12 protein-coding genes are annotated in these 16669 nt (G+C 62.9%); 4 read left to right on the forward strand and 8 right to left on the reverse strand.

Annotation, left to right across the window (positions count from 1 at the left end):
* The first annotated feature begins 195 nt into the window (after positions 1-195).
* A complete protein-coding gene (locus CJEDD_RS10545; protein WP_273657516.1) occupies positions 196-4044 on the forward strand; it encodes a Pls/PosA family non-ribosomal peptide synthetase in 3849 nt (1282 codons plus the stop codon).
* A gap of 3 nt (positions 4045-4047) precedes the next feature.
* Here CJEDD_RS10545 and CJEDD_RS10550 read toward each other — a convergent pair whose 3' ends face one another.
* The 5 genes from CJEDD_RS10550 to CJEDD_RS10570 form a co-directional block, all read right to left on the reverse strand.
* Complete coding sequence (locus CJEDD_RS10550; protein ID WP_198132972.1) at positions 4048-4476, reverse strand: GNAT family N-acetyltransferase; 429 nt, start codon at positions 4474-4476, stop codon at positions 4048-4050.
* Between the two features lie 73 nt (positions 4477-4549).
* Complete coding sequence (locus tag CJEDD_RS10555; protein ID WP_198132971.1) at positions 4550-4834, reverse strand: type II toxin-antitoxin system TacA family antitoxin; 285 nt, start codon at positions 4832-4834, stop codon at positions 4550-4552.
* Between the two features lie 123 nt (positions 4835-4957).
* Positions 4958-5794 carry a hypothetical protein gene (locus tag CJEDD_RS10560; RefSeq protein ID WP_042406052.1) on the reverse strand — a complete coding sequence of 279 codons (837 nt, stop codon included), beginning with the start codon at positions 5792-5794 and terminating at the stop codon, positions 4958-4960.
* A 177-nt stretch (positions 5795-5971) separates the two neighbouring features.
* Positions 5972-6697 (reverse strand): sortase family protein, encoded by a 726-nt coding sequence (locus CJEDD_RS10565; RefSeq protein ID WP_273657517.1) that lies wholly within the window; start codon positions 6695-6697, stop codon positions 5972-5974.
* Positions 6698-6781: 84 nt separating this feature from the next.
* The gene (locus tag CJEDD_RS10570) at positions 6782-7240 is read right to left on the reverse strand and encodes a hypothetical protein (RefSeq protein WP_157034427.1); all 459 of its coding nucleotides are present in this window, start codon (positions 7238-7240) and stop codon (positions 6782-6784) included.
* Between the two features lie 258 nt (positions 7241-7498).
* On the opposite strand from CJEDD_RS10570, the gene CJEDD_RS10575 reads away from it, so the two are divergent.
* A complete protein-coding gene (locus tag CJEDD_RS10575; RefSeq protein WP_074432493.1) occupies positions 7499-7822 on the forward strand; it encodes a helix-turn-helix domain-containing protein in 324 nt (107 codons plus the stop codon).
* 585 nt (positions 7823-8407) lie between these two features.
* Here the strand turns inward: CJEDD_RS10575 and CJEDD_RS10580 are convergent.
* The gene (locus tag CJEDD_RS10580) at positions 8408-9100 is read right to left on the reverse strand and encodes a hypothetical protein (protein ID WP_042406048.1); all 693 of its coding nucleotides are present in this window, start codon (positions 9098-9100) and stop codon (positions 8408-8410) included.
* A 1034-nt stretch (positions 9101-10134) separates the two neighbouring features.
* On the opposite strand from CJEDD_RS10580, the gene CJEDD_RS10585 reads away from it, so the two are divergent.
* Positions 10135-10359: an ATP-binding cassette domain-containing protein gene (locus CJEDD_RS10585; RefSeq protein ID WP_042406045.1), complete on the forward strand. Its 225-nt coding sequence runs from the start codon at positions 10135-10137 to the stop codon at positions 10357-10359.
* Positions 10360-10428: 69 nt separating this feature from the next.
* Positions 10429-11199: a PIN domain-containing protein gene (locus tag CJEDD_RS10590; RefSeq protein ID WP_074432491.1), complete on the forward strand. Its 771-nt coding sequence runs from the start codon at positions 10429-10431 to the stop codon at positions 11197-11199.
* Positions 11200-11341: 142 nt separating this feature from the next.
* On the opposite strand, the gene CJEDD_RS10595 is transcribed toward CJEDD_RS10590, so the two are convergent.
* Together CJEDD_RS10595 and CJEDD_RS10600 are read right to left on the reverse strand one after the other, a co-directional pair.
* Positions 11342-12889 carry a metallophosphoesterase family protein gene (locus tag CJEDD_RS10595; RefSeq protein WP_052333744.1) on the reverse strand — a complete coding sequence of 516 codons (1548 nt, stop codon included), beginning with the start codon at positions 12887-12889 and terminating at the stop codon, positions 11342-11344.
* A gap of 152 nt (positions 12890-13041) precedes the next feature.
* The gene (locus CJEDD_RS10600) at positions 13042-16593 is read right to left on the reverse strand and encodes a DUF6923 family protein (protein WP_198132970.1); all 3552 of its coding nucleotides are present in this window, start codon (positions 16591-16593) and stop codon (positions 13042-13044) included.
* Positions 16594-16669 lie beyond the last annotated feature (76 nt).

Genomic DNA, 16669 nt, shown 5'->3' on the forward strand with positions numbered 1-16669 from the left:
TCGTGGCTACCGTAGCAGCGTTTGGCCGCGCCCGCTCGGTAACTGTGGCGTCGGCGCCCCTGCCCCGACCCCCGGCCCTGCCCTTTCGAGCTATTTCCAGCTGGCAACGCGTCCAAGCGGCAATGCTGGGCGCGCACAAACCGTTGGAACCGCCCACGATTTGCGTCGACGGCGCAGCTCGCTAGCCTTATCGGCATGTCTCAGCCCACGCCAGACACACGCACCCACCCCCTGCTACGCAGCCATCTCGCCCCGCCCGAGCGGACGCTTATCGACGTCCTCCGGGCCACCGCCGCCGCCCACCCCGACGCGGCGGCGATCGACGACGGCGGCGCAAGCGCAGGCACAAGCGCCAGCGCGGGCGACACCGAGGACGGCGTGCTCACCTACGCGGAGCTCGTGGACGAGATCGAACGTCGCGCCGCGGACATGCGCGCCCAGGGCGTGCCGGATGGGGGGCGCGTGGGGGTCAGGATGACGTCGGGAAGCAAGGAGCTCTACCTCGCCATCCTGTCCACGATGCGCGCGGGCTGCGCGTACGTGCCGGTGGACGCGGACGACCCAGACGAGCGCGCCGAGACCGTCTTCGGCGAGGCGGACGTCGACGCGATCTGGACCGACGACGGGCTGCGGGTGCTCAAGCCGGCGGCGCCAACCCAGCTCGGCGAGGTCACGCCGGACCACGACTGCTGGATCATCTTCACCTCGGGCTCGACGGGCAAGCCGAAGGGCGTGGCGGTGACGCACCGTTCGGCGGCGGCGTTCGTGGACGCGGAGGCGCGCCTGTTCTGCCAGGACAACCCGCTCGGCCCGGAGGACCGCGTGCTGGCGGGCCTGTCCGTGGCGTTCGACGCGAGCTGCGAGGAGATGTGGCTGGCGTGGCGCCACGGCGCGTGCCTCGTGCCGGCGCCGCGCGCACTCGTGCGCAGCGGCCAGGACCTGGGCCCGTGGCTGATCCGCCGCGACATCACGGTCGTCTCCACCGTGCCGACACTCGCCGGGCTGTGGCCGAAGGAGGCGCTGGACAACATTCGCCTGCTCATCGTGGGCGGTGAGGCCTGCTCGCAGGAGCTCACGGACCGCCTCGCCGACGGGCGCGAGATGTGGAACACGTACGGGCCGACGGAGGCGACCGTCGTGGCCAGCGCGAAGCGGCTCAAACCCGGCGAGCCGGTGACCATCGGCTGGCCGCTCGACGGCTGGGATCTCGCCGTTGCAAGCAACAGCGAGGAAGAGCAAGGAGAGCTCATCATCGGCGGCGTCGGCCTCGCGCGCTACCTCGACCCCGAGAAGGACAGGGAGAAGTACGCCCCGCGCGGCGACTGGCAGCGCGCCTACCGCACCGGCGACCACGTCAAGCTCACCGACCAGGGCCTCGCCTTCGTCGGCCGCGCGGACGACCAGGTGAAGATCGGCGGGCGCCGCATCGAGCTCGGCGAGGTCGAGGCGAACGTCGCGGCGCTCGACGGGGTGTACAACTCCGCCGTCGCGGTGCAGACGCTGCCCGCCGGCGACAAGGTCCTAGTCGGCTACGTCTCGCCCAACGACGGCGCGGACCTCGACGTCCAGCAGATGCGCGAGCGCCTCGCGGAGGTCATGCCGGCCGCGCTCGTCCCGCGACTGCACGTCATGGACGAGCTGCCCATCCGCACGTCCGGCAAGGTGGACAAAAAGGCGCTGCCGTGGCCACTGCCCGCCAGCATCGACGCGGTCGGGCTCACGCCAACCGAAACGTGGGTCGCCGAGCAGTGGGTCGCCGTCCTCGGCCTCGACGTGCCGGGCAAGGACGCGGACTTCTTCGAGCTCGGCGGATCCTCGCTCGCCGCAGCGTCGCTGGTCACGCGCCTGCGCGAGCGCGTCCCCACCATCGCGGTGCGCGACCTCTACGACCACCCCAGGTTGGAGACGCTCGCCTCGCTTATCGACGAGCTCACGCTCACCAACCGCACCACCACCCGCGACCGCACCGTCCGGCCCGTGCGCGCCGGCACGAGAATCGCCCAGACCTTACTTATGGTGCCGGTGATGACGCTCAAGGCCGCCACCGCGGTGACCTGGGTGGCCGTGGCCGCGAACGTGCTCGGGCTGACGCAGCTGAACTGGGCGTGGCTGGCGGTGGCGTTCGTCGTCCTGTGCACCCCGCTCGGGCGCATCCCCATTGGGGCGCTCGGCGCGCGGGCGATCCGCGGGCGCGTGGCCCCCGGGGTGTACAAGCGCGGCGGCATGAAGCACCTGCGCCTGTGGGCAGCCGAGCGCTGGTTGGCCGCGTCCGGCGCGCTAAACATCTCCAGCGCCAACGCGGCGAAGGTGACCGCGCGCCTGCTGGGCAACACCGTGGCGCGGGGCGTGGACATGCACACGTTCGCGCCAGTCACCGGCCTGCTCACCGTGGGCGAGGGCGCGGCGATCGAGCCGGGCGTGGACCTTGCCGGCGCGTGGCTCGACGGCGACGAGCTCCACGTGGGCACCGTGGTCATCGGCGAGGACGCCCGAGTCGGCGCGCGCTCCACGCTCATGCCCGGCACGGAGATCCGCGCCGGCGCGCACGTGGAGGCCGGCTCCACGGTTACCGGCGACAAGCCGGTGAAGAAGGGCGCGCGCTGGGCCGGCTCCCCCGCGCGCAAGGTGGGCCGTTCGAAGCACCGCTTCCCCGACGAGCGCCCGCCGCGCCGTCCGCTCTGGGCGTTGGGCTACGGCCTGACGTCGCTGGTCCTGGCGCTGCTGCCGGCCGTGGCGGCGATCGCGGGCGCGGCGGCGGCGCTCGGGCTCGCGCCGCTCGCGCACACGTCGTCGGTCTGGGGCCTGCTCGTGTTCGCGCCGGTGGGCGGGCTGGTGTACTTCGGGATCGGTCTGGGGTTGACGTGGGTGGCCGTGAGGGTGGCGTCGATAAGCGTGAAGCCCGGCGTGTTCCCCGTGCGCAGCGTGCGCGGCTGGGGCCTATGGACGGTCACGCGGCTCATGGACGACGCCCGCACCCGCTACTTCCCCATCTACGCCGGGCTGGCCACGCCGGTGTGGCTGCGCTCGCTGGGCGCGACCATCGGCGAGCGCGCGGAGGTGTCCACGGCCGTGATGGTGCCGAAGCTCACGGAGGTGCGCGACGGGGCGTTTCTTGCCGACGACACCATGGTGGCCACCTACGAACTCGGCGGCGGCTGGATCCGTACCGACCGCTCCGTGGTGGGCAAACGCAGCTTCGTGGGCAACTCCGGCATGGTCGCGCCCGGGCGCAAGCTGGCGAAGCAGTCGCTGGTGGCGGTGCTCTCCGCAAGCCCGAAGAAGTCGAAGGCCGGGTCGAACTGGTGGGGCTCGCCGCCGGAGCGCATGCGCCGCGTCGAGGTCGAGGCCGCTGGCGAGGCGACCTACGCCCCCTCGCGCGCGCTCATGCGCAAGCGCGGCCTCGTGGAGACCCTGCGCCTGCTCGCTCCGATGACGCAGGCGGTGCTGGCGGCGGTGTTCGCGGCTGCTGTGGTTTCGCTGTTGCAGCGCGTCGGCTTCTGGGCGTACCTGCTCGGCGGCCTGGTCTGGATGGCGGTGGGCGTGCTCGCCGTGCTGTCCGCCGTGGTGGCGAAGTGGGTGCTCGTGGGCCGGCACCGCGCGGGCGAGCACCCGCTGTACTCCTGGTTCGTGTGGCTCAACGAACTGCAGGACCAGTTCATCGAGGTCGTGGCCGCGCCGTGGTTCTTCAACTGGGCGTCCGGCGCGGGGGAGATGAACCTGGCGCTGCGCGCGCTCGGTGTGTGCGTCGGCCGCGGCGCGTGGATCGAGTCCTACTGGTTCCCGGAAACGGACCTGTGCGTGGTGGGCCGCGGGGCCTCTGTGGGCCCAGGCACGGTGGTGCAGACGCACCTGTTCCAGGACCGCGTGATGTCCCTGGACACGGTGCGCATACTCGAGTCCGCCACCCTGGGGCCGCACTCGGTGTCGCTGCCAGGCTCCGTGATCGGCGCCGGCGCGACCGTCGGACCGGGCTCGCTGGTCATGCGTGGCGACGAGGTGCCGGCGATGACAGTGTGGCAGGGCAACCCCGTGGAGCCGCGGTAGGGGCTACTCGCGTACAAACCGCTCGATCCCTTTCATCGGCAGTAGCAAGTGCAATGGCTCTCCTGGCAGCTCCTGAAAGTCGGCGTGCCGAAGGTAGAAGTCTTTCGCCTGCTGGTCCAAAGCGTGGACTACGACTGCAGCTACGCCGATTACCTCCGCAGCCGTAAAACACCGCGCCAACGCGTCCCGCAGAAGCGCCTTGCCCACTCCCCGGCCTTGGGCGTTCCCGTCCACGGCAAGACGAGCGAGGATAATCACCGGAATCGGGTCCGGACGCCGATGCGCAAAGCTGCCCGGCGCGGTAAGCTTGTCCAAACCCCCCGTGCAGATTGCGTAGTAGCCGGCCACTCGCTCGTTCCACGTGGAGACGTACACGACGCAATTTTTCACTCGTTGGTTTTGCAGGGCATACCGGTGAAACCAGACATCCAACGAGTCGACTCCACACCGAAACGACGCCCGTTCGTCGACCCTCTCCAGTTTTCTCGGTGCCTTGAGGACACCGTCACCGGCCAAAGTCGAATTCCTTTCCAAACGGGCTATCCGCGGCAAACAGTTCAGCAAGCTTGGCCAGATCCGCCGGGCGCTCCAGCAACTGCTCGACCCGCGAGAAATTCTCCTCACTCAGAACAAACCAGCGCTGATCAGCGAGCACCATTTCCGCCCGCTCCACCGCACTCTCCAGCACGAACTCTGAAACGGATTTGTTCATCGCCTCTGCTGCTTGCCGCAGCCGATCATCCTGCAGCGCCGTGGTCCGCAGATTCAGTCGGCGGTCTTTCACTGTCACGTTGACACTCCCCTCTAGTTTGTACGCACAGTGTACACACATATCGTCTCGGCGCAAATGGAAAGCCCGCCCTGCGACGAATCGCAGAGCGGGGCCGACTGAAGTTGCTAGGGCAGGCCCGAACTAGACCGTCTGGCGGCGGGTGAAGGCGTAGCCCGCGGCGCCGACGATCGAGAGGATGAGCAGGGCGACCAGGCCGGCCGGCAGCTTGGTCACGCCGGTGGAGGCGCTCATGCCACGCTCGCCATTGGCGGCGGTGCCGTTGTTGGCGGCAGCGTTACCGGTACCGGCCGTGCCAGCGTTGCCGGTGCCCGCGTTGTTCACGCCGCCCTTGGCCGCGACCTGGTTAGCGATCTCGTCGCCGTGCTCGCGCTTCAGACGGTCGGACTCGGCCTTCTCCTCCGGGGAGGCCGGCTCGTTCACGCGGTTCTGGTCCTTGACCAGGTCGCCGTCCTTGTTCACGAAGTAGCGCACGCCCGCGATGATCAGGCCCAGGCCCGCAACCGCACCGAGTGAGCCGAGGATGATGGCGCGCTTCTTTTCCGGGTCCATGGTGGAGGTGGTGGTGGCCGTGGCCGTGTTCGTTGCCGGGGCCGTCGAGGTCGTGGTCGTGGTGTGAGTGTTCGTCTCCGGCGTCTTAGTCGAGGACGGCTTCGGCGACTCTACCGGCGACGACGGTTCCTTCGTGCCGAACGAGTTGGACTGGGTCGGCTCAGAGCCCGGCTGAGGCTGGCCCGGGAAGACACCCTCGACCGGATCCGCCGGCCGGTTGCCCGGCACGTTCGCTTCGCCTTCACCCGTGCCGTTACCGAAGATGCTGGTGCCGGCGTCGTTCGCGGAGTCGCCCGCGCGCTGGATCGACGGGTCGTTCACGCGCGATCCCTCCTGCGCGTTCGCGGCCGGCATGATACCCACACCCAGGGCCGCCGCGGTGGTCAGTGCGATTGCAGTCTTGTTCATACGCATTGTTCTGCTCCTTCACTTTCGCGTTCTCGGTTTGCCCCACCCTTATGACAGATCGCCATAGGGACGGGGCCACGTTACAACTACGTGCTTCGCAGCACCTGCGAGCGTATGTAACATCCACCCCTTACGTAACTTGTGTTACAACAATCCCCGCTTATAGGGGCACCTTTCTCAGCCCCGAGGAACCGCGGGCGCGGGCCCCATCGCCCCCTCGATCGGCCCCACGACCCCCTGGAATTGCCAGCCCACGACGGCATTTCGCACCGACTGCTGATAGAACGGCGGCTGGATGCAGCTAATCGTTAACAACCTCCCAGGCGTCGCCCCCTCCCCCCAGATCGAGGTATCACTGCTCAGCGCCGCCTTCACCGGGTCATGCAAATCCGTCGCCGTGTACTTCAGCCACGCCTCGCCGGAGGTCTCCGTGCGCAGGTACAGCACGTCGCCGATGCGGACGTTGTGGTGGTCGGCGGAGCCGTCGTAAAGCTTGTCAAAGACCGCCTCCACCCCCGAGCCCGTATGGCCCGCGATGACCACGATGTCCTCCGCGTTCGAGCCCGGCAGCGAGTACGGGCGGTCCGGCGCGGTGTACGCGCACGCAAGGTTGAGCGTCGCGGGGTTGATCGCACCGTCAATCGCGCGGCAGTCGTTCGGCTCGAACCCCGCGTCCAGACCAATCGAGGGGATGTACATCTCCACCGGGCGGCTCGCCGCGATATACGGCGGATCCGCCTGCGGCGCGGGCGCGGGGGCCTCGGCGGCGGGCGGCGGAGTCGGGGGCTCGTCGGGTTGGTTGTCGGTCCAGAGCACCCACCCAAGTGCAGCCAGCGTAACGACGACCAAAGGTCCAACCACGGACCCGCCGCGCCGTGGCGCGTGGGAATGGCGAGCCGCCATGACAGGCCTCCTTCCCGGTTCGGTGTGGGTGCGATCGTAGTGCGCGGGGTGAGAGGCCGGAAACCTAGGGCGGTTGTGTTTTCTTCATCGTCCGAGTGGCATCTCGGTCTGGAGCAGCGGTGGTACCGGGATGACCCCCTGGGGCCGTAATCGTCTCATCTCTTGCAGCGCCTCGCCCCAATGCGTCTGATCAAGGGGCATCCAATTCTCAACCGCGGACAGGTACGAGCTGGAGAGGATCTTGTTTACCCCAGCGCGTTCAGATTTTGTCAGCTCTCGTTTCGCCTCAGTTCTATCCGCGCACGCGAGTAAGGCGAGCGCATCTTGGACATGGCGCTCCCGGTTCGCATCGGGGAGCCGAAGGGCATGGCCCTTCATCGCAAGGGCGGACCAGACGTTAGGCAACCTGACCGTATGTGCCGCGCTGACCGCTTCCGCCACGCCGACCAGCGTCGAATGGTTCATCGGATCAACGACGACGTCCACGTCTTCCGTGGATCTTCCGTAGCCAACATCATTTAAGGTGCAATGCAGCTGGGTCATTGCCCCGCCTACGAGCAACCAGTCCTCACCGTCCAACGCAGATGCGACCTGATGTAGCCCGGGGTACACGCCGCTGCGCCTTTCTAGTCCCCACTGCTGCACCCACAGCGGAATCAAGCGGTCCGGCGCGGGGCCTCGGCGGTGGGAGGCTCGAGCGTGGGCGCGTCAGTGCCGGCCCGAAGCATGCCAAGCCGTTGCCCTAGACCGTCAACTTCTGTACCATAAATGATACAAACCGTGACAAGAAGGGGGAGTCCTGTGAGCGATACATTCAACGCACTGCTGCGGGCACAAACAGAGAAGGACCCAGCGTTCGCTGAAGCTTATGAGCGTGAGCTGAAACGGATCCAAACCTACGACCGGATCGTCAACACGATTGAGGAGCACCGCGAAAATCTGGGACTCACCAAAAAGCGCATGGCTCAGGTTTCCGGCATCCCGTACTCTTCCGTTCGCCGATTGCTTACCTCGTCTGGACGCGAAGTGAATCCAACTGTTGGTACGCTCGCGGACTTGGCAGCGTCTGTCAATCTACGTCTCACGCTAGAACCTGATATTGAACGCTTAGAAACAAATTCGTAGGTTTAGGTCCGCGAGATATAGCGCGCAACCAGGCTTGCTGGGGCAAGAGATCGGACTGGCCGACCGTAATCGTCGGGCCTGAAGTATTCGTCGCGAAGTGCACTTAATTCCACATAACGGCTCTCCGCGAATACCTCGCCATTCGGCTTCGAATCTGCGTCGATAACTGTTAACAGTGGCCGGTCTACGTTCTCCGCAAACACATCTAACACGCAGAACAATCGGTAGTGCACACCGTCGATCCTCGCCCTCACCTCGTACATCCCAGTGCAGGTGCCATGCATTGCTTCCCACTTGCCACCACCAGCGAACTTTGTCGGAGGAGCCTCTGCTACAGCAGCGAGGACAGGTAAGAGCTTCCTCGCTGCTTTATTTGGCCAGGTAGCAAACGTTTCAAGTGATGGAACTGCACCGTTGTTCGGACGCATGAAGAACTCGACCGAGTGCGATGCGTCGGACGAAAGCCGCGGTGTAGACACTTCGCGCATTTTCAACCGTTTCCGTTTCCCCACCATTCCCCCTTGATGTCGGGTCAAACCCTAACAAACGCGGCGTCGACGCGCAGCCGTGTATTCTAACTCAGCGCTACCGGAGCCCCGCGATCGGAGCCGGGAGCAACCCGCGCAGCTGGTCGCCAAACTGCGAGGCGATAAACGCGAAGGCGCCGCCGAGCGCGGCCACGATGCCGATGACCAGGGCGGCCTTCGCTCCGGCAGAGGATCCCTCCGCCGAAACTGAATCAGCATCTGTCTCCGGGGTGGGCTCTGCCGGGGGCTGCACCGTAGGCGTTGATAGGCGGTACTGCTTGGCTAAGTCCTGGTACTTGATCATTTTCGCCTCCCCCTCGGGGTTGGCCGGACCGTGGCCGTCCTTGAAGTCCCAGGCCTCGACGCGGATGCGGTCGTCGTAGACCTTCACGCGCAGACCCGTGGCAGCCTTGTCGTCCACGATCTCCTCGTCGTGGTCGCCGTCCGGCAGGTACTCGTTGAGGATCGCGCCGGTGTTGACTACGGGCAAGCCGATGGCGCCTTGCGGGGTGCCGTCGCAACGCCTGGTGCCCCACCAGTTGTTCTGCTTCAGCGAGGAATGCGAGTGACTGGTGAACGCGACTACGTCGTTGTACTTCGACAGCACGTCGGAGATGGCCTGCTCGTCCTCGAAATCGTTCTGGTACCAGGCGGAATGGCTCATGGATACGGTCCCCGGCAGCAGCGGGTGCGTGAACACCAGCGCGGTCACGCCTTGCTTATCCCAGTGCGCGAGCCGCTCGTCCAGCACGTCGATAACAGTGAGCAGTACTACATCGGGACGCAGCTACCCGCCTTTACGAATTCAATTCTCTGGCGGTAATAGAGGAGCCGGTAGTTCCGCGCCTGGCCCCGCGACGCCAGCAAATTGCCACCCACCACCGCATTTCTTACAGACGGCGCAAACGCAGGTTGAATGCAGCTGATCGTGAGCAACCGACCCGGGTTGGGGCCCTCGCCTCAGATCGAGACGTCCTGAGACAGGCGTGCCTTCTCCGGGCTATGCAAATCGCTCACGGTGTACTTGAGCCAGTGTTCCCCGGACGTCTCCGTGCGGATTTACATCACGTCACCAACTTGAACATTGTGGTGATCCGCGTCTGGTTATACAACGGGTCGAAAACCGCGTCAGTCCCGGCACCCGCGTGTCCCGCGATGACAACGATACCTTCGTCGTTTGATCCGGGCAGGCGGTAGGGGCGATCCGGCGCAGTGTAAGCGCAGGCTAGGTTCAGAGTCGCGGGGTCTAGCAGGCCATCAACAAGCCTGCAGCTCCCCCTGCTCGAACCCGGCAACTAGCCCGATGGCCGGTATGTACATTTCCACCGGTCGCCCATCCGGGACAATGATCTGCCCGTCCGGCGCGGGAGCGGGCGCTGGCTTCTCGACGCCCACCGGCGCCGCCTCTTCCACCCCCGGGGTGACGAGCAAGGCTACGAGCTGCATGAACGCCCCAGCGATCGCACCAACGGCAAGCACGCGCAAGTACGGCGCTCTCGCTGTGCTCGATAGTGCGACTCGGTCATAGACATTATTCAACGGTACGCCCCGGATTCGGTAGGGAGAAATACAACCCGCCTTGCGAGCCAGGATGATCCCAATGCACTTGATCGAGGGGCATCCAGTTCTTAACCTCGGACAGGTATCCTCTCGGGCGCGTGCTCGTCGTCGGCTGATCTTTGCCGGTCTACAACACCCACCCAAGAGTCACAAGTCTGACAACGACCAAAGGCCCAACCACGGACCGCCCAGAATGTGATGCTACGTCGTACCCCTCCCGGTTGGATGGGGCGACGGACCTCCCAAGTCCTGGAGGTGGTGGTTGGGCTGGCTGAGGACGGCATGACCATGCTGGTGGTCACCCACGAGATGGCGTTCGCCCGCGCGGTCGCCGACCGGGTTGCATTCATGGGCGCCGGCAGGATTGTTGAGATCGCCCCGCCGGATGAGTTCTTCGCCGCGCCGAAGTCGGAACGTGCGCTGCGTTTCCTGGACCAGCTGGTATTTTAGGCACCCACCACCGAAAACCACTTTCAGCAGCTATGATGTTCGGCACTAGCTCTAATTGAGGGGGATGAAATGGCTGGCTTATCGGTTGGTGTCTACTTCGATGGCTTTAACGTCTATTACGGAGGGAAGAAGCAGTTCGGACCGGGTGCTGCTGGTTGGAAGTGGTTTTCGCCACGGAACCTGGCTACTAACACGCTGCAAGCTTTCTTGTCGGGGCCACACGCGACACCAGATATCCAATCGATTTGGGAGGGTTGTTCCATCGATCGCGTGGTGTTCTGCACGGCGAAAATTTCGCAAGACAGAGACCATCAGGCGTATTACGACCAGCTGGCTTTCATCAATGCCATTGACGGAGGCAACCACATCGATCTTCTAGAGCTCGGCCACTACGTTGCTCGTGTTAAGCAGTCCCCACTCGCTACCATTGGCGCTTCTGGAAGCCCGGAGGTTGTAACTTCCCAGTGGCCACTCATGATTCAAGACCAACTAGGAAACCCAGTTCCATCGGCTCGATTCATGGTTTCTCATTTCCATAGTGAAGAAAAGGGGAGCGACGTCAACCTGGCTACGCACCTCCTCAAAGACACTTTCGAGGGCCGGATCGATGGAGCAATCGTTTTCTCTAACGACTCGGACTTGTCGCTACCGGTGGAGGTTGCGCGCGGAAAAATTCCGATTGGTGTAGTGAACCCCTTCCCTACCCGGCCGCACTATTCGTTAACGAAAGGCAACGACCCGAGTAAAGGAGACTGGTTCAGCTTTTTGAACCAAACGCTTTTCAGCCGGTCTCAGATGCCTACAACCGTTGGGACTGCTTCGAAACCCGCCCTTTGGTGAAAGCGACCCCGACGGCGCTGAGCTTTAGTGTTGACAAACTGCCGCCGACAGGTAAAATAGGCCATATAATTCCCCCGTCCTCTTCGGAGGCGGGCTTTTTATTTGCGTCGACACGCGCCTGTCCTCGCCCACCGAAACGGAATCAGCTTCTGCCTCCGGGGTGGGATCTGATGGGGACTGTACCGGAGGCGTCGACAGGCGGTGCTGCTTGGCAAAGTCCTGGTACTTGAGCATCTTCGCCTCCCCCCGGGGTTGGCCGGGCCACGATCTCCTCGTCGTGGTCACCGTCCGGCAGGTACTCGTTGAGGATCGCGCCGGTGTTCACCACGGGGAAGCCGATGGCGCCTTGCGGGGTGCCGTCGTAACGCCTGGTGCCCCACCAGTTGTTCTGCTTCAGCGAGGAATGCGAGTGGCTGGTAAACGCCACGATGTCGTTGTACTTGGACAGCACATCCGAGATGGCCTGCTCGTCCTCGAAATCGTTCTGGTACCAGGCGGAATGGCTCATGGACACCGTCCCCGGCAGCAGCGGGTGCGTAAACACCAGCGCGGTCACGCCTTGCTTGTCCCAGTGCGCGAGGCGCTCGTCCAGCCACTGCAGCTGCTCGGCGGAGATGCGCTGGAACGGCTCCTTGCCGTCGCGGTCAACGTCCGAGTAGTACTCCGTGTTGATGGAGATCAGCGGCGTGCCGTCCACCACTACCTCGTTCCACGGTTTGTCTTGCCCGGAGTATTTGAGGAAGCGCTGCATGTGCACCTCCGAGGTTTCCTTGCCGTACATCTCGTGGTTACCGATGGTCCACAGCTCCACGCCCGAATCATGCGGGACCTCCTTGCGCGCGGCGAGGAACTTGTCCCACTGCTCCTGGCTGCCGTTATCCACCAGATCGCCGTTGATCACCAGCGCGCTTGCCTTCTCCTGCATGGCGTTGAGGCGCCGCACGGCCAGCTTGAAGTCTTCCGGGTCGTCCTGCGTATCGGAGATGACATCAATGACGGTTTCCGGCTTCTCCGCGGCCTGGGTGAACGGCGCGCGCACCGCGACGTTGTCCACGGCCCACCAGTAGTCGTCGTTGCCGCCGAGGTAGCTAAACGTCACCTGCATCGTCTTGGCGCCTTCCGGCACGTCGAGCTCGAAGTACTCGTGGGAGGAGTAGCGGTTGCTAGCTAGCCTATCGACGACCTCCGGTTCCCCACCATCGAACCCCACCGCAACCTGTGCGGTTTGCCCCTTCTTGCCCTGCCGGTAGTGCTGGTCGAACTCGAGGGCGACCTTGCTCTGGCCGGCGATGTCGATCGGTTCGGTGGTCATGCGCGCGTCCATGGAGTCACGCTCGGCAAGGCGCTGCTGCTTCGAATCGATGATGGCAAACTGGTCGTGCCCCTGAGTGAAGTAGTGGCGCTGGTCGGTGCCGGCTGCCCAGGTCCAGTGGCGCACGTCCGAGATGGTCCAGCCGTTCCAGCGGGCCTCGCCCGAGGTCACGCCGTCGACGTCCTGCGACCAGCCTTTAGGCAGGTCGTGCGTGAAGTGGGCGGGGTTGTCCACCCCGTCGAAGCTCTGGAAGTACAGGTACGGGCGGGTGGATTCGGGGAACGCCTCCGGCTGGGCAGCGCCCGCGGGAACGGCGACGGTGGTGGCTGTGGCGAGGAGGGCAGCGGTGGTGACGGCGAGTGCGCGGCGGGACATCATGCGTCAAAAATTAGCGCCACCTGAGAGATCCCGCAGCGCGAACTCGTCCCGGGCCGCTGCTAACAAAGGTCTCGCGCAACAAAAGGACCCGTCCCAATCGATCTCGATTGAGCCGGGCCCTTTCGGTGCGCGTTTAGAGCGAGCTCCAGCGCTTAGGCTGCGACCTTGCGCCTGCCCATCAGCGCACCCGCGGCGATGAGCGCGCTGCCGAACAGGATCGGGAGCTGGACACCCATGCCACCGGTCTTCGGCAGATCGCCCTGACGGACGTTGGCAACCGCAATGACGGCATCTGATGAGCTCAAATTCCACTGCCCAGGTGAATCTTCAGTCGGAATCTGGCGAGCCATTATCTCTCCGCTATCAAAATCGACCTGAACTTTGGAGTGACCGTTTTCCTTCACAATCCTTATCTCGAACTCAATCGGTGCAACAAGAAGGCTGTATGACCGGCCGTCTACATCTTTCGGCGCCTTCGTTTCGACCAGACGATACCGCCCTGGTGTCAGCTCTTCCGTAGAGAATTTGTTTGATTCTGGGTCAAACTGCAGAACCGTTGACTCACCGGTTTGCTCAGATACATCCGAGACCTCGTGAAGCTCAAACTCAGCACCCTCAATCAGAGCGCCAGCAATGTCTCCGTGATCAAACGTATCCTTCGACACCTTTACGAGATGGAGCTTTACGGTTTCAGACGCATTTTCTGGAGGAGGCACGCACGCGGTAGCAGTCTTCGAGCCGACGGTTGCAGCGTTAAAAATAAATCCTGAATTAACACTACATACCTCACTCTCTGGAGCGGTGACCGAATCTTCAATAGCCACGATCATTTCCAGTTCAAACGAGTGAGATCCACTGCTAGAGCGACCGGCTTCTGTCGCTCCTCGAGGACGAATGATGTCTTGCTCGGAAAGCACAAACGGCCCGCTTCCGCTTTGCTGGATCCTTCGACCTTCAGAACCAAACTCGTCAGTTTTTACCCACGATGCCTTCAAAATCGAAACACCCGATGGAACTGCAGGTTGGTCAATTACTCGCCGGTAGGTAGCGTCACGAGAAGTGTCTGGGTTTTGAACCTCCACCAAGTATTTGACTCGGTACGTGCCGTCATTGAGCTTTTCTGCCGCTCCAATTGCTCGCTTAGTGATGTTCGGCTCAACCGGCGGACGAGGGTTCTCGATAGCTTGGGCTGACGTGCCATCTGTGTTGTACGAAACTGGACCCCAGGAGGTTCCAGTTATCTTGACCGCGATCTTCTTGCGGTCAGAATAGGATGCCGAAGCGTTTTCAACCTTAAGCTTTAGAACCTGTGCTTCATGTGTGCCAGCGCTTACCGATCCTCCACCTAGGCCAAAAGCCATCGACCCGTCCTTCTCCAACCACGCCTGCCCAAACACATGAAACTTGTTGGGTGCAGCGCCCATGAACTCGCCTACGGTCTGCTGCGTGCCCGGTACTAGCATATTGGTTATATCTATCCTGACAGCCGATTCACCGTTAGTGCTGACCCGCTCGAGGAATACTCGGCCCGGCTCACTCGGGTTTGCCCAACTACTCTGCAACCCCCAGAGGTACCCCGGAGCACCTGGCAAGCTGACTAGATCCTCAGAAACGGTGCGATACGGGGTCTTTTCCGCAAATGGCTGGCTTGAATCTGCATTCTGGAGCTTCGCATTTGTGGAAGCTGTTTTCCTGTCGAGGTCAATCCGGTAAAGCATGCCAGTGCCCCAATTCGACGAGGCAGAGACCCAATAGTTTCCTCCTTCATCGAAGGAACCAGAGTTCACACCACTGCCGAGGTCATTCGCAACATTGGAGTTCTTATTCTCTGGTAATTGCCCTTGGAAACCGCTGACTTTACCCAAGTCGAATACTTCACCAGTGTAGGGATCAATCTGCAGCAAGTGGCCCGCCCGGAAACAGGGATCATCAACATAGCCATTGTTGGTGTAGTAGCGGGGCTCACTGATCGCGTAGAGATAATTGTCGTTTTTATTGAAAGCTAGGGCGTTGTACACCCAGCCCGACTTCGGACCGACCTCATGCGTTTGCATTCGTCCGTCCTCGCCATCTACCAACAGATAGAGCTGAGATGAGATTCGCGACCCCGTACTTACTGGGCTGGCAACGATATAGCGTCTAAACCCGTAATCCTCCTCGGCCTGAGTAAGTTCTCGACGAGGCTTACGCTGCACTGGGCTAGTGTCGCGGTGTACACAACGATCCCCCGGGCTAGTGATAGGAGGTACGTCGCTTTCCTCAATTGGGGCAATCGGCAGGCGCGAACCAGTTTCAATTGGGTCTGCGGCACTGCCTTTCAGCGCTAGGAGCTCTTCCCTCGTGGGCTGGGACCTGTACGAGGTACGAAGTGTTGCAGTCGATCCAGCCGGCACGACGACCGAATCGACACGCACCCCGTTTTTAGTGGGATACCACGTGATCTCCACACGATCCGAAAACGTTTTGACCTCGTGCTCGAGTCGAACGCCGTCTGCTGCTTCAATCGGCACAGAGAGAAACACGTCCTCGAGACGAACAGAGGGGCTTAACGTGACCTTCGCGCTCGAGAAGTTGGATCGCGACCCGATGTTGAAAGTTGTCTCGTACGGATTGGAACCAACCGTCTTCGGATCAGAGACCGGAATGCCCTCTCCGATCACAGTTACATCATGGTCTTGTGGCTCATTGTCCAAGTCCTGCCCCCACATTTGGACCCGGTAAGTTCCGTTTGGCGGGCCAACGGGGTTAAGAATGACAGTGTCACCTCCCTGAACGAACAGATCCATCGTGTCGGGGATCAACTGAAACTCTGTGTCGTATGACTTTCCTTTCGCATTTTTCCCCCAAAAGATTTTTTCCGGATCGATTGTGCGGTCGGAGACAACAGCTCCATCACGGATCACCTGAATGCGAACAGGCCCCGTAATATCCTTCGAGTTCGTGTCATTCTTGTCTTTCTTGATGGCAAACCTGGTCATCCGCCAAGATCCGCTCTCGTTCACCTTGAACTGAAGCTGTGGATTGCTATTGACCCACTCCGCTTTCGGAGACGACAGGTTCAGCTCCTGATCTTGTTCACCCGGAACCCCAGGAATGTTTCCAGGTGCCGCGGCACGCGCCATGCCCACGCCCTCCGGATTCACGGTGGCGGCGGCCTGGTCGGTGCGGCCGTACCCGGTTTCCGAAAGTTCGCGTGCCGTCGGCACCTCTTCCGGTTCTGCAATCGCATACTCGCCGGCCTCGGTGGTTTCGACCTCGATCTCGAGCTTCATCGGCGGAATTGTCCAGAAAGCGTCCTCGTCGATACCGATGACGTCAAAGTCCTCGCCGTTGACGTAGCCGAAGTACTGCGGGTCCAGCTCTTCGCCGTCAGCGACAACTTTCACGATGCGGGTTATGTCGCCGTCGCCGGTGCGCTTCACGCCCCAGATGTACTCGTCGGAAGCCTTGCGGCCGGAGTCCCAGGGGTTGTCGTCGGTGTCGCGGATGGTGATGTGGTCGACATCGTCTTCACGCTCAACCGTCACAGAGTTCGGCTCAACCACGACCGGCTTAGGCACCTCGGAAGACGTTTGAGAAGAAGTAGCTGTCTCTGCCGCAGTCGTGGTGGAAGCTACGGTCTCGGCCGTCGCACTCGTCGTGGTTTCGGCGCTGGTCTCCTGCGCGTCCACCGGGTACGAACCCAGACCGGCGGCGAGTGCCACGGAGGCAACCACGGCAGCGACGCCGCGGACCGAGCGACGTGCGCGCGAGCTCGCAGTTCGCGCTGCAGGCTTCAAA

The sequence above is a fragment of the Corynebacterium jeddahense genome, assembly GCF_028609865.1.
In the GTDB taxonomy this organism is placed as follows: domain Bacteria; phylum Actinomycetota; class Actinomycetes; order Mycobacteriales; family Mycobacteriaceae; genus Corynebacterium; species Corynebacterium jeddahense.